Source organism: uncultured Cedecea sp., assembly GCF_947498825.1.
Classification (GTDB): Bacteria; Pseudomonadota; Gammaproteobacteria; order Enterobacterales; family Enterobacteriaceae; genus JGM124.
The window spans coordinates 1-14,672 of record NZ_CANMLV010000008.1; the positions used below are offsets into that span (position 1 = coordinate 1).

Here is a 14,672-nt window from a genome sequence, read left to right on the forward strand (position 1 = left end):
TCCAAGTCGTCTGTTAACCACCACAGTCAACAGACAGCGCCCATCAAGGCGCTACGCGCCATGCTCGGCGCACAGCAAAAAATGGCGGGCACTTTACAGTGCCCGCCATTCAGTTTCACGCTTTCTTCAGAGAATGCTGATAAATCTTACACAGCAGTCTGGAAAATAACGCTATCAGCTTTATCAGTATATTGACTCAACTGATCAAAGTTCAGATAGCGATAGGTATCCGCTGCGGTTTTATCTACCTGAGAGATAAAGGTCTGATACTCTTCCGGCGTTGGCAGTTTGCCTAACAGAGAAGAAACAGCAGCCAGCTCGGCGGAAGCCAGGAAAACATTCGCGCCAGTACCTAAACGGTTCGGGAAGTTACGGGTTGAAGTGGAAACGACCGTCGCACCGTCAGCAACACGCGCCTGGTTGCCCATACACAGGGAACAACCCGGGATCTCGATACGTGCCCCACTCTTTCCAAACACGCTGTAGTAGCCTTCTTCGGTCAGCTGCGCGGCATCCATACGGGTTGGCGGAGCCACCCACAGGCGCGTAGGCAATTGCCCTTTATGGCTATCCAGCAGTTTACCTGCCGCACGGAAATGACCGATGTTGGTCATGCAAGAACCGATAAACACTTCATCGATCTTCTCACCTGCAACATCAGACAACAGACGCGCATCATCAGGATCGTTTGGCGCACACAGAATAGGCTCTTTAATATCAGCCAGATCGATTTCGATCACTGCCGCATATTCTGCATCAGCATCGGCTTCCATCAGCTGTGGATCCGCCAGCCATTTTTCCATGCCCTGAATACGGCGCTCAATAGTACGACGATCGCCATAACCTTCTGCAATCATCCACTTCAGCAACACGATATTCGAGTTCAGGTACTCTTCAATTGGCTCACGATCAAGCTTGATAGTACAACCCGCTGCAGAACGCTCTGCCGAGGCATCAGTCAGTTCAAACGCTTGCTCAACTTTTAACGTTGGCAGGCCTTCGATTTCCAGGATGCGGCCAGAGAAAATGTTTTTCTTGCCTTTTTTCTCAACGGTCAGCAAACCCTGGCGAATCGCATACAGAGGAATCGCATGGACTAAATCACGCAGGGTGATACCCGGCTGCATTTCGCCTTTAAAACGTACCAGTACAGACTCAGGCATATCCAGTGGCATTACGCCGGTTGCAGCAGCAAACGCCACTAAACCAGAACCCGCCGGGAAAGAGATACCGATCGGGAAACGGGTGTGTGAGTCACCACCTGTACCTACGGTATCTGGCAGCAGCATACGGTTCAGCCAGGAGTGAATAACACCGTCACCAGGACGCAGTGAAACACCGCCACGGTTCATAATGAAGTCTGGCAAAGTATGGTGAGTGGTCACGTCAACCGGTTTAGGATAGGCCGCGGTGTGACAGAAAGACTGCATCACTAAGTCTGAAGAGAAACCCAGACAGGCAAGGTCTTTCAGTTCATCACGGGTCATTGGACCAGTGGTATCCTGAGAACCCACAGAGGTCATCTTAGGTTCACAGTAAGCGCCAGGGCGAATACCTGCCACGCCACAAGCACGGCCGACCATTTTCTGCGCCAGAGAATAACCGCGCGAGCTTTCCGCAACATCTTTAGCCTGAACAAAAACATCACTGTGCGGCAGAGACAAGGCTTCACGCGCTTTGGTCGTCAGTCCACGACCGATGATCAGTGGAATACGGCCACCGGCACGGACTTCGTCCAACAGAACATCGGTTTTCAGTTCAAAAGAGGCAATCAGTTCGTTAGTTTCATGGTTACGGACTTCACCCAGGTACGGATAGATGTCAATCACATCACCCATATTCAGGTCAGTAACGTCAACTTCGATTGGCAGAGCACCGGCATCTTCCATAGTGTTAAAGAAGATTGGCGCAATTTTACCGCCAAGAACAACACCGCCGCCGCGTTTGTTAGGGACATGAGGAATATCTTCACCCATAAACCACAGTACGGAGTTAGTGGCGGATTTACGTGAAGAACCGGTTCCGACCACGTCACCCACATAAGCTAATGGGAAACCTTTTGTCGCCAGAGCTTCAATTTGCTTAATTGGACCAATAGTCCCATTGCTGTCTGGCACGATTCCTTCACGTTCGGTCTTCAGCATCGCTAAAGCATGCAGAGGAATATCAGGACGCGACCAGGCATCAGGTGCCGGGGAAAGGTCATCGGTGTTAGTTTCCCCGGTAACTTTGAAGACGGTTACAGTAATTTTCTCAGCCAGTTTTGGACGAGAAAGGAACCATTCGGCATCAGCCCAGGATTGAACAACTTGTTGAGCGTAGGTATTACCCGCTTTGGCTTTTTCTTCTACGTCGTAGAAGTTATCGAACATCAGCAGCGTATGGGAAAGAGCTTTAGCTGCGATTGGCGCCAGCGTTTCGTTATCAAGGGCATCGATCAGCGGATGAATGTTATAACCGCCCTGCATGGTACCCAACAGTTCAATAGCTTTCTCAGGGGAGATCAGCGCAGAGGTTGCTTCGCCTTTGGCGACAGCAGCCAGGAAGCCAGCTTTCACATAAGCCGCTTCATCAACACCTGGTGGGACGCGATTGGTAATAAGGTCCAGCAGAAACTCTTCTTCGCCTGCCGGTGGATTTTTCAGTAATTCAACCAATGCGGCCATTTGGGTGGCATCTAAGGGTTTTGGAACAATCCCTTCAGCAGCACGCTCAGCCACGTGCTTACGGTAGTCTTCTAGCACGACATTTCTCCTCACTATCATTATCATATGGCGCCACCAGGCTTCTCTCTTCACGCTCCTGTGAGCAGCAGTCTGTAGGGTAAATGCCCGGTCTCGCGTCGGGCAGCATAGCAGGATTTGCAGCCCCTGTTAATGCGTTTACAAAAAAGCAACATTAAATCTTGGCTGAATCGTTAAGGCTGACAGATTACTTTTCGTTATACCCCGAAAATAATTCGAACTGCTCTCTGGCGTAAAATTTCGACAGACGATGAGCACAGAGAAACGCTGTGATTCGACTGTCTGAAGGCAGGCAAGGCCCCCCTGAGAAACTTGAAGCGTGACAGATATAGCCATAAAAAAACGACCCATTATGAGTCGTTTTTAGATGACAGGGTAGAACCTGGATTATTTTTTCTTCGCTTTCGCGTTAGGTAAGTCTGTAATGCTACCTTCGAAGATCTCTGCGGCCAGGCCGACAGATTCATGCAGGGTTGGGTGAGCATGAATAGTCAGGGCTAAATCTTCAGCATCACAACCCATTTCAATAGCCAGACCGATTTCACCCAGCAGCTCGCCACCGTTAGTACCGACAATAGCACCACCGATAACGCGATGTGTTTCTTTGTCGAAAATCAGTTTGGTCACGCCGTCTGCACAATCAGAAGCGATAGCACGGCCAGATGCCGCCCATGGGAAGGTAGCCGTTTCGTAGCTAATGCCTTTCTCTTTCGCTTCTTTCTCAGTCAGACCAACCCAGGCAACTTCTGGCTCAGTATAGGCAATAGAAGGGATCACTTTCGGATCGAAGTAATGCTTCAGACCAGAGATAACCTCAGCGGCAACGTGGCCTTCATGGACACCTTTGTGTGCCAGCATAGGCTGACCGACGATATCGCCGATAGCAAAGATGTGCGGCACGTTGGTACGCATTTGCTTATCAACACGGATGAAGCCACGGTCGTCAACTTCAACGCCAGCTTTGCCCGCGTCAAGGTTTTTACCGTTAGGTACACGGCCGATAGCCACCAGCACAGCGTCGTAACGTTGTGGTTCAGCAGGCGCTTTCTTGCCTTCCATGGTGACATAGATACCGTCTTCTTTTGCTTCAACAGCGGTAACTTTGGTTTCCAGGATCAGGTTGAACTTCTTGCTGATACGCTTAGTAAAGACTTTAACAATGTCTTTATCTGCCGCAGGAATAACCTGGTCAAACATTTCAACTACGTCAATCTGCGAACCCAGAGCATGGTACACGGTACCCATTTCCAGACCGATGATACCACCACCCATAACCAGCAGACGCTCAGGAACGGTTTTCAGCTCTAGCGCGTCAGTTGAGTCCCAGATACGTGGATCGTGATGTGGGATAAATGGCAGTTCGATTGGGCGCGAACCTGCTGCGATAATTGCATTATCGAAGTTAACGGTAGTCGGGCCATTTTCGCCATCAACTACCAGGGTGTTAGCGCCGGTAAATTTAGCCAGGCCGTTAACCACTTTAACTTTACGGCCTTTAGCCATACCTGCAAGACCACCGGTCAGCTGGTTGATAACCTTTTCTTTCCAGGTACGAATTTTTTCAATATCGGTTTTCGGCTCACCAAAAACAATACCGTGTTCAGCCAGTGCTTTCGCTTCTTCAATCACTTTAGCAACGTGCAGCAAAGCTTTAGAAGGGATACAGCCGACGTTCAGACAAACACCACCCAGGGTGCTATAACGCTCAACCAGGACAGTCTCCAGACCTAAGTCTGCGCAACGAAAAGCAGCAGAGTAGCCCGCAGGACCTGCCCCAAGTACCACGACCTGAGTTTTAATTTCAGTACTCATCATGACCTCTTAATTGGTTTCCGGCAGTCTGACGTTATTGAATTATTTTAACGCCCATCATCCACCGGGACGTTCTATCGCTGATTATTTTACAAAAATGTTAACAATTTTGAAACAACAAACGACAAAACGTCTTAGGTATACGTCCGTTAATCTTGGATAACTTGATAAGATTAACAGAAAAAAGCCGGCCGATTGGCCGGCTTCGTCAATTACATCACCAGACGGCGAATATCTGACAGCGTATTGTTGATGATTGTGATAAAGCGCGCACCATCAGCACCGTCAATAACACGGTGATCGAAGGAGAGCGAAATTGGCATCATCAGACGCGGTACGAATTCTTTACCGTTCCAGACTGGCTCCATTGCAGACTTGGAGACACCGAGAATAGCCACTTCTGGCGCATTCACGATTGGGGCAAAGTGAGTCGTTCCGATACCGCCAAGACTTGAGATAGTGAAGCATCCGCCTTGCATGTCGCCTGCGGTCAGCTTACCAGCACGAGCCTTTTTAGAAACTTCGATCAGCTCACGTGACAGTTCAATGATGCCTTTCTTGTTCACATCTTTGAATACTGGCACTACCAGACCGTTTGGCGTATCAACCGCAACACCGATATTGATATATTTTTTCAGCGTGAGCTTCTGTGCATCTTCAGACAGTGAACTGTTAAAGCGTGGCATCTGCTCAAGTGCTGCTGCAACCGCCTTCATAATGAAGACCACCGGAGTGATTTTCACGTCCAGCTTACGTTTCTCAGCTTCAACGTTCTGTTGCTTACGGAACGCTTCCAGATCGGTGATATCAGTTTTGTCGAAGTGTGTAACGTGCGGGATCATCACCCAGTTACGGCTCAGGTTAGCACCAGAGATTTTCTGGATACGACCCAGCTCGACTTCTTCGATTTCACCAAACTTGCTGAAGTCAACTTTCGGCCATGGCAGCATGCCCGGCAGACCGCCACCGGCCGCAGCAGGTGCCGCTTCCGCACGTTTAACCGCGTCTTTCACATAAGCCTGAACGTCTTCACGCAGGATACGGCCTTTACGTCCGGTTCCTTTGACTTTCGCCAGGTTAACACCAAACTCGCGCGCCAGACGACGAATCAGTGGGGTTGCGTGAACGTAAGCATCGTTTTCAGCAAACTCAGACTTGCCTTCTGCTTTTGCAGCAGGAGCTGCAGCAGGTTTAGCGGCAGCCGGAGCTGATGCTGCTGTAGCAGGTGCTGGTGCCGCAGCGGCGGCTGGTGCAGCACCTTCCACTTCGAACACCATGATCAGTGAACCGGTAGAGACTTTATCGCCAGTAGCAATTTTGATTTCTTTCACGGTGCCAGCAAACGGTGCCGGAACTTCCATGGAAGCTTTATCGCCTTCAACGGTAATCAGTGATTGTTCAGCCGCTACTTTGTCGCCGACTTTAACCATGATTTCAGTGACTTCAACTTCGTCACCACCGATATCCGGAACATTCACATCTTTTGCGCCAGAAGCAGCAGCAGGTGCCGCAGCGGCAGGAGCTGAAGCAGGAGCCGCTGCTGGTGCTGCGCCTTCGACTTCAAACACCATAATCAGTGAACCGGTAGAGACTTTATCGCCAGCAGCAATTTTGATTTCTTTCACGATGCCAGCAAACGGCGCCGGAACTTCCATGGAAGCTTTATCGCCTTCAACGGTAATCAGTGATTGTTCAGCCGCCACTTTGTCGCCAACTTTAACCATGATTTCAGTGACTTCAACTTCGTCACCACCGATATCCGGAACGTTAACGTCTTTTGCTGCACTTGCAGCAGCAGGTGCTGGTGCCGCTGCTTTGTTCTCTTCTTCCTTCGCTGGTGCAGCAGCAGCTGCACCCTCGGCGGATTCGAAAATCATAATCAGTTTGCCAGTCTCAGTCTTATCGCCAACAGAAACTTTGATCTCTTTGACGACACCCGCCTGTGGAGACGGGACTTCCATAGAGGCTTTATCGCCTTCTACGGTAATAAGCGATTGTTCAGCTTCAACTTTATCGCCTGGTTTGACCAGAATCTCGGTGATTTCAACTTCATCAGAACCGATGTCTGGTACTTTGATTTCGATAGCCATTGTCTATTTACCTCTTAAGCCAGACGTGGGTTTACTTTATCTGCATCGATATTAAATTTCTTGATAGCGTCAGCTACCACTTGTGTATCGATTTCACCACGTTTAGCCAGTTCACCCAGTGCTGCCACAACCACATAAGAAGCATCCACTTCAAAATGGTGACGCAGATTTTCACGGCTATCAGAACGACCGAAACCGTCAGTACCCAGAACGCGATAGTCGCTGGCTGGGATGAAGTTACGGATCTGCTCTGCGAACAATTTCATATAGTCGGTGGAAGCAACAGCAGGAGCTTCACTCAGAACCTGAGCAACGTAAGGTACACGTGGCGTTTCGGTTGGATGCAGCATGTTCCAGCGCTCACAGTCCTGGCCATCACGAGCCAGTTCAGTGAAGGAGGTTACGCTGAAGACATCAGAACCCACACCGTAGTCATTCGCCAGAATCTGTGCAGCTTCACGAACGTGACGCAGGATAGAACCTGAACCTAACAGCTGAACTTTACCTTTGCTACCTTCCAGCGTTTCGAGTTTGTAGATACCTTTACGGATACCTTCCTCAGCACCTGCTGGCATAGCCGGCATGTGGTAGTTTTCGTTCAGCGTAGTGATGTAGTAGTAAATATTCTCTTGTTTCTCACCGTACATACGCTCCAGACCATCATGCATGATGACAGCCACTTCATAAGCGTAAGAAGGATCATAAGAGATACAGTTAGGGATAGTCAGAGACTGAATATGGCTGTGACCATCTTCGTGCTGCAGACCTTCACCATTCAGTGTCGTACGACCTGAGGTCCCACCTACCAGGAAGCCACGTGCTTGCTGATCGCCCGCTGCCCAGCACAGGTCGCCAATACGCTGGAAACCGAACATGGAGTAGTAGATGTAGAATGGAATCATTGGCAAGTTGTTGGTGCTGTACGAAGTCGCAGCAGCAAGCCATGAAGAACCGGCACCCAGTTCGTTGATCCCTTCTTGCAGAATCTGGCCTTTTTCGTCTTCTTTGTAGTAAGCAACCTGCTCACGGTCCTGCGGAGTATACTGCTGGCCGTTCGGACTATAGATACCTATCTGGCGGAACAGACCTTCCATACCAAAGGTACGTGCTTCATCTGCAATAATTGGAACGAGGCGATCTTTGATACCGCTCTTCAGCATCACGTTCAGGGCACGAACGAAAGCGATGGTGGTAGAGATTTCTTTATTCTGCTCTTCAAGAAGCTGCTGGAAGTCTTCCAGTTTAGGCAGTTCCAGTTTCTCGGTAAATTTAGGCATACGCGTTGGCAGGTAGCCATTCAGCTTCTGACGCTGAGCGTGCAGATAGGTATGCTCTTCGCTGCCTTCAGCAAAGGTAATGTAAGGCAGGTTTGGCAGATCTTCATCAGTCACCGGCACGTTGAAACGATCACGGATATAGCGCGCGCCATCCATGTTCATTTTCTTCACTTGGTGAGCGATGTTCTTACCTTCTGCGGTTTCACCCATGCCGTAACCTTTGATGGTATGGGCCAGGATAACCGTCGCTTTACCTTTAGTTTCTTGTGCTTTTTTGAACGCCGCGTAGATTTTCTTCGGATCGTGACCACCACGGTTCAGAGCCCAGATCTGATCATCACTCCAGTCAGCAACCAGAGCCGCGGTTTCCGGATATTTACCGAAGAAGTGCTCACGCACATAAGCGCCATTTTTAGATTTGAAGGTCTGGTAGTCACCATCAACGGTTTCGTTCATCAGCTGAACCAGTTTACCGGTGGTGTCTTTACGCAGCAGTTCGTCCCAACGGGCGCCCCACATGACCTTAATCACGTTCCAGCCGGCACCTTCAAAGATACCTTCCAGCTCGTTAATAATTTTACCGTTACCTGTAACCGGGCCATCAAGGCGCTGTAAGTTACAGTTAATAACGAAGACCAGGTTATCCAGTTTTTCACGGGTCGCGATAGTAATCGCACCTTTAGATTCTGGCTCATCCATCTCACCGTCACCCAGGAAGGCATAAACGGTTTGCTTAGAGGTATCTTTCAGACCACGGTGCTCAAGATACTTCAGGAACTTAGCCTGGTAGATAGAACCAATTGGGCCAAGACCCATAGAAACGGTCGGGAACTGCCAGAATTCTGGCATCAGTTTTGGATGCGGGTAAGAAGACAGACCGTTACCGTGAACTTCCTGACGGAAGTTATTCATCTGGTCTTCGGTCAGACGACCTTCAAGGAAGGCACGCGCATACACGCCCGGAGAAATATGGCCCTGGAAGTAAACCAGGTCACCGCCGTCAGCTTCAGTGCGCGCACGGAAGAAGTGGTTGAAGCACACTTCATAAATGGTTGCAGAAGACTGGAATGATGACATATGGCCGCCCAGATCGAGGTCTTTTTTAGACGCACGCAGTACGGTCATAATGGCGTTCCAACGGATAGCAGAACGAATCCGACGTTCCAGTTCCAGATTGCCCGGATATTCCGGCTCATCTTCAACAGCTATCGTGTTTACATAGTTGCTGGTACCTGCACCGGCCGCAACATTCACACCGCCTTTGCGGGCTTCAGATAACAGTTGGTCAATGAGATACTGAGCACGCTCAACACCTTCTTCACGGATGACCGATTCGATCGCCTGGAGCCAGTCGCGAGTTTCGATCGGATCCACGTCATTGGGTAAACGTTCTGACATGGGGGGTATTCCTTATCTGTGTTTAAAGTTGATTATCTGGAACCTGTCTTATTGCACTTTTCTGAAAAAATCCAATAAGACAGGTTCTACCTTTCATTACCGCGCGCTTAAATAACGCTTAATCCTTGCGTTGCTGGAACAGACGGAGCGAGCGTTCACGACGACTTTGTTCACGGCTCCGTTCCAACAATATTTCCTCAATAAAAGCCAGATGACGATGCGAGGCTTCCCGAGCCACTTCAGGCTCACGAGCCATAATCGCCGCAAAAATACTGGCGCGATGGCTACTCACTTGCGCCAGCATTTCACGGCGCGCGTAGAGCAATTCAAAATTCTGACGAACGTTTTGCTCAAGCATCGGTTCCATACAGCGTAACAGATGAAGCAGAACAACATTATGTGAGGCTTCAGTGACAGCAATTTGATATTGCATCACGGCATCAGACTCAGCATCACTGTCGCCAGATTCTTGCGCTTCGTTAATAGCGGTATGGCAATGACTGATGCGCTCGAGATCTTCATCCGTTCCGCGAAGAGCCGCATAGTACGCGGCAATTCCTTCCAGAGCATGACGAGTTTCAAGCAAGTCAAACTGAGATTCAGGGTGCTCGGAAAGGAGTTCAACCAGCGGATCGCTCAGGCTTTGCCACAAGCTATTTTGTACAAAGGTACCACCACCTTGACGACGGAGTAACAACCCCTTCGCTTCAAGGCCTTGAATCGCCTCACGCAATGAAGGGCGCGAAACGTCAAATTGCTTTGCAAGCTCACGTTCAGGAAGCAGTTTTTCGCCAGGGCGCAAAGTCCCTTCGAGGATGAGAGACTCTAACTGCTGCTCAATCGCATCGGATAATTTCGGTTGGCGGATTTTGCTGTAGGCCATCGTACCCTATCTTTGCCGGTAGCTCAGAGTTAATTGGTAAGACCAATTACCAGTTCTTAAGGCTAAAAGTAACAAAGTATTCACCTTCTGTCCATAAAGGTTTTGCCAGAAAACATTAACCCTGGCACATTTTACTAACCTCGCTGAAAGAGTGTTTCAAAGTAATAAACAGATATTAACATTGTGACAGTCGCTAAAATGAGTGATATCTCCTCTTCGGCACTCTTCAGACCCGCGGCAATTAAAATCGTTTCATATTAATTCACTGCTTATTGTTCATTTTAAATACTCTTTGTGCTGCCATTATTGTCGTTCATCTCTCATTTCATTCATTTTTCCTATTATTGCCCCCTATAAAGCAGGTGCAAAAGCTGGCGATTATCACTATTCTTTGCTGAGCGGAAGCCATACCCGCAAAATAACAAAAACCATAAGTGTAAATAAAAAATTACACATTACGGAATGATACAACAACACCACGTCTATCCCTTGCTCAGTATGACAGGCAGAGATAACGCAGATATTTTTACGGGGTTCTATGATGGAAAATCAGCAGCATGACGACAAGCTGAAACGCGGCCTTAAAAACCGCCATATTCAGCTTATCGCGCTGGGTGGGGCTATTGGTACTGGGCTATTTTTGGGTAGTGCATCCGTCATTCAGTCCGCAGGTCCGGGAATTATTCTGGGTTATGCGATTGCAGGATTTATTGCTTTTTTAATTATGCGTCAACTCGGTGAAATGGTCGTTGAAGAGCCGGTAGCTGGTTCATTCAGCCACTTCGCCTATAAATACTGGGGACCTTTCGCCGGTTTTGCCTCCGGCTGGAACTACTGGGTACTGTATGTTCTGGTTGCCATGGCCGAACTAACAGCCGTGGGAAAATATATTCAGTTCTGGTGGCCTGAGATCCCAACCTGGGTTTCCGCTGCCGCCTTCTTCGTCATCATTAACCTTATCAACCTGAATAACGTTAAAGTATTCGGAGAGATGGAGTTCTGGTTTGCCATCATTAAAGTCGTAGCCGTTATCGCGATGATCCTGTTTGGTGGCTGGTTACTGTTCAGTGGTAATGGTGGCCCACAGGCTTCTGTGAGTAACCTCTGGGATCAGGGCGGGTTCTTACCTCACGGTATGACAGGCCTGGTAATGATGATGGCAATCATTATGTTCTCCTTCGGCGGTCTTGAACTGGTAGGTATTACTGCCGCAGAAGCCGATAACCCGGAAAAAAGTATTCCGAAAGCCACCAATCAGGTTATCTACCGTATTCTGATTTTTTATATTGGCTCTCTGACTATCTTACTGTCACTGCTGCCATGGACCCGTGTAACTTCAGAAGTCAGCCCGTTTGTGTTTATTTTCCATGAACTGGGCGACAGTTTTGTCGCTAATGCGCTGAATATTGTGGTGCTGACCGCTGCGCTTTCGGTCTATAACAGTTGCGTTTACTGTAATAGCCGTATGCTGTTTGGTCTGGCCCAACAAGGCAATGCGCCGAAAATTCTGAAGAAAGTCGATAAGCGTGGTGTACCGGTTAATACTCTGCTGACCTCTGCGGCCTTTACTGCGCTGTGCGTATTATTCAACTACTTTGCACCCGATTCAGCATTCGGTATGTTGATGGCTCTGGTGGTATCTGCCCTGGTCATTAACTGGGCGATGATAAGCCTCGCACACATCAAATTCCGCCGCGCGATGCAGCAGAAAGGCGTAACGACCCGCTTCCAGGCATTATTCTATCCTTTGGGCAACTGGATCTGTCTGGTGTTTATGGCAGGGGTGCTGGGCATTATGCTGATAACCCCGGGCATGGCGATTTCGGTCTGGCTGATCCCAGTATGGATTGCGATTCTGGCAGTAGGCTACTGGATTAAAGAGAAGAAACGCAAAGCGGCATAAGTCTGCCCTAAAAACCAGGAAGGAGACCCCTTCCTGGTTAATCACATTAAATCAGCGCGCCGTAAATGGTGAGTAACGACACCACGACAATAATTACCAGCGAGGCTTTCTTCGCCATTGAAACCGCAGCCTTAGGGGTTTTAATGCTATCAAAATGCGGCTCACGTGCTAGCGAATACTGAGCCAGTTCTGTCAGCACCTGATACTGTGAAGTATGGCGGTCAGTCAGGGAGGCAAACCAGGCAGGAAGGGCTTTCTCACCGTGGCCTGACAGAGCATAAACAACCCCAATCAGCCGTACCGGCAGCCAGTCCACGACATGTAAAACAGACTCAATTCCGGAGCGTAAACGCTCATGTGGAGTGTGAAAACGCACTAACCAGGTTTGCCAGGCGCGTAAAAACGCATAGCCTGCCAGGAGAACAGGACCACATAATCCACCGATGACCAACCAGAATAGCGGTGCCAGATAGAAACGGAAGTTAATCCATATCAGTGCATTTTGTAATTCCTGTAAATACTCTTTCTCACTGCATTCAGGTTGAATACCATGGATCAGCGTCAGTTCACTCGCCATCTCCTGGCATGCATTAGCATCACCATGGTTTGCTGCTTTAAGGTAGGCATGATAGTGCAAACGTACCTCTCCGGCACCGATACACAACACGCCCAGAGCAACCCAAAATATCAGTAACGGAAGATTAAACAGCACCCCGTCAAGCGCTTCCATAATCAGAAACACCACCAGCATACAGAGCGCGGTCATCACCAGCGTCCCCGCCAGAGAAAAATGTCGGATATGTTTGAACAGGGCGTTCAGCCGACTATCAAACTGCCAGTGTTCACCGGTTTTAAAAAACCGTTCACAAATAAACACCAGTAACAGAGTAAACAGTGTCATTGGCTTTCCTTATTTATTATCTGGTTAACATGTTGACGAAAGTGGTTCCAGTCAAATGCCGGCCCAGGATCGGTTTTACGTATTGGGGCAATATCGCTGTGCCCCGTCATATGCTGTGCTACCTGAGGATAGCTCTCTATCAGTAACGCCGTCAGCCATGCAAGCTGCTGATACTGCGCTTCGGTATAGGCCAAGGTATCGGTCCCTTCCAGCTCGATACCAATAGAGAAATCATTGCAACGTTCACGCCCCTGATACTGCGAGACGCCCGCATGCCATGCCCGTTTATTAAACGGAACATATTGAATAATCTCACCATCACGACGAATAAGACAATGGGCAGAAACCCGCAACTGAGCAATGTCGGCAAAATAAGGATGGGCTTTTGGATCAAGAGTCCCGGTAAACAGAGCATCGATAAACGGGCCACCAAACTCCCCCGGCGGCAAACTGATATTATGCACGACCAGCAATGATGGCAGTTCTTCCTCCGGGCGTTCGTCATAATGTGGGGAGGCGACATGTTTAACATCCGACAACCAACCGTCTTTCAGGTACATCCGAGGCTCTCCTTTGAGTGGTACTTGATATCGCTTCAGAGTAGCATGAAACATTCATCCCTTATTCATTTGGAGTTTTATCATGCCGCCGCGTATTTATAATCCCGACCACAGACGTGACGAGCTTCTTGAACGTATGAGTCTTGATATTCCCAGAGCTGTTTCACAAGCACTGAGTGAAGACTTAGGCGAAGATGCCTCCCCAGATAATGATATCTCTGCTCAATTATTACCTGCAGACAGTCGCTCTCATGCGGTGATTATTACACGTGAAGATGGCATTTTTTGCGGAAAACGCTGGGTTGAAGAAGTATTCATTCAGCTCGATAAAAGCGTAAAAATCACCTGGCATGTGGAAGATGGCGATGACATTATCGCCGATCAGCCGCTGTTTGAGCTGGAGGGATCCGCACGTATTTTATTAACCGGTGAGCGTACTGCACTGAACTTTGTACAGACTCTCTCCGGGGTTGCCAGCGAAGTTCGCTCTTACGCAAAATTACTGGAGGGGACAAAAACACGCCTGCTGGATACCCGTAAAACCCTTCCAGGACTCCGTACTGCACTCAAGTATGCTGTACTTTGCGGTGGCGGAAGCAACCATCGCCTGGGCTTATCCGATGCCTTTCTGATTAAAGAAAACCATATTATCGCCTCAGGATCCGTACGTCAGGCCGTCGAGAAAGCCTTCTGGCTGCATCCTGATGTGCCAGTTGAAGTGGAAGTTGAATCGCTGGAAGAGTTTACCGAGGCCCTGAATTCGGGCGCAGATATCATTATGCTCGATAACTTCGATGAAGAGCAGATGCGCAAAGCGGTTGAGATGGCTCAGGGAAAAACACGGCTTGAAGTATCCGGAAATGTCACCAAAGAGACCATTAGCAGCCTGGCCCAGATTGGCGTTGACTATATCTCGGTCGGTGCACTGACCAAACATGTTCGCGCCCTCGATTTGTCTATGCGGTTTAAATAAGTAAACTGGCAGGGCAAGGTGACACTTGCCCTGTTCGCGGCAGATTCCACTCTGATTGCCACCCTCTGCAACACCCCCTTTCTTTTCTGAAGCCCACTCCCCGTTTCATTTTTGTCAACTGGTTATCGTTA

The 14,672-nt window shown here is 49.0% G+C and carries 9 protein-coding genes; 2 read left to right on the plus strand and 7 right to left on the minus strand.

The features are described from left to right. Positions 1 to 146: 146 nt before the first annotated feature. The 5 genes from acnB to pdhR form a co-directional block, all read right to left on the minus strand. The gene (gene acnB, locus Q1A40_RS10715) at positions 147 to 2,744 is read right to left on the minus strand and encodes a bifunctional aconitate hydratase 2/2-methylisocitrate dehydratase (protein ID WP_299999994.1); all 2,598 of its coding nucleotides are present in this window, start codon (positions 2,742 to 2,744) and stop codon (positions 147 to 149) included. Positions 2,745 to 3,131: 387 nt separating this feature from the next. Beyond that, complete coding sequence (gene lpdA / locus Q1A40_RS10720) at positions 3,132 to 4,556, minus strand: dihydrolipoyl dehydrogenase (protein ID WP_300000191.1); 1,425 nt, start codon at positions 4,554 to 4,556, stop codon at positions 3,132 to 3,134. A 212-nt stretch (positions 4,557 to 4,768) separates the two neighbouring features. Continuing rightward, a complete protein-coding gene (aceF, locus tag Q1A40_RS10725) occupies positions 4,769 to 6,646 on the minus strand; it encodes a pyruvate dehydrogenase complex dihydrolipoyllysine-residue acetyltransferase (RefSeq protein WP_299999996.1) in 1,878 nt (625 codons plus the stop codon). A gap of 14 nt (positions 6,647 to 6,660) precedes the next feature. Then, positions 6,661 to 9,321, minus strand: a complete 2,661-nt coding sequence (aceE, locus tag Q1A40_RS10730) for a pyruvate dehydrogenase (acetyl-transferring), homodimeric type (protein ID WP_299999997.1) — start codon at positions 9,319 to 9,321, stop codon at positions 6,661 to 6,663. A gap of 118 nt (positions 9,322 to 9,439) precedes the next feature. After that, positions 9,440 to 10,204, minus strand: a complete 765-nt coding sequence (pdhR, locus tag Q1A40_RS10735; protein ID WP_299999999.1) for a pyruvate dehydrogenase complex transcriptional repressor PdhR — start codon at positions 10,202 to 10,204, stop codon at positions 9,440 to 9,442. A 538-nt stretch (positions 10,205 to 10,742) separates the two neighbouring features. Between pdhR and aroP the strand changes: the two genes are divergently transcribed. Then, positions 10,743 to 12,107: an aromatic amino acid transporter AroP gene (aroP, locus tag Q1A40_RS10740; protein ID WP_300000000.1), complete on the plus strand. Its 1,365-nt coding sequence runs from the start codon at positions 10,743 to 10,745 to the stop codon at positions 12,105 to 12,107. Positions 12,108 to 12,153: 46 nt separating this feature from the next. Here aroP and ampE read toward each other — a convergent pair whose 3' ends face one another. Beyond that, positions 12,154 to 13,008 (minus strand): beta-lactamase regulator AmpE, encoded by an 855-nt coding sequence (gene ampE, locus Q1A40_RS10745; protein ID WP_300000001.1) that lies wholly within the window; start codon positions 13,006 to 13,008, stop codon positions 12,154 to 12,156. Further along, positions 13,005 to 13,568: a 1,6-anhydro-N-acetylmuramyl-L-alanine amidase AmpD gene (gene ampD / locus Q1A40_RS10750; protein ID WP_300000002.1), complete on the minus strand. Its 564-nt coding sequence runs from the start codon at positions 13,566 to 13,568 to the stop codon at positions 13,005 to 13,007. The genes ampE and ampD overlap by 4 nt, the downstream gene beginning before the upstream one ends. Positions 13,569 to 13,650: 82 nt before the next feature. On the opposite strand from ampD, the gene nadC reads away from it, so the two are divergent. Next, positions 13,651 to 14,541, plus strand: coding sequence for a carboxylating nicotinate-nucleotide diphosphorylase (gene nadC / locus Q1A40_RS10755; protein ID WP_300000003.1), 891 nt, complete (start codon positions 13,651 to 13,653; stop codon positions 14,539 to 14,541). Positions 14,542 to 14,672 lie beyond the last annotated feature (131 nt).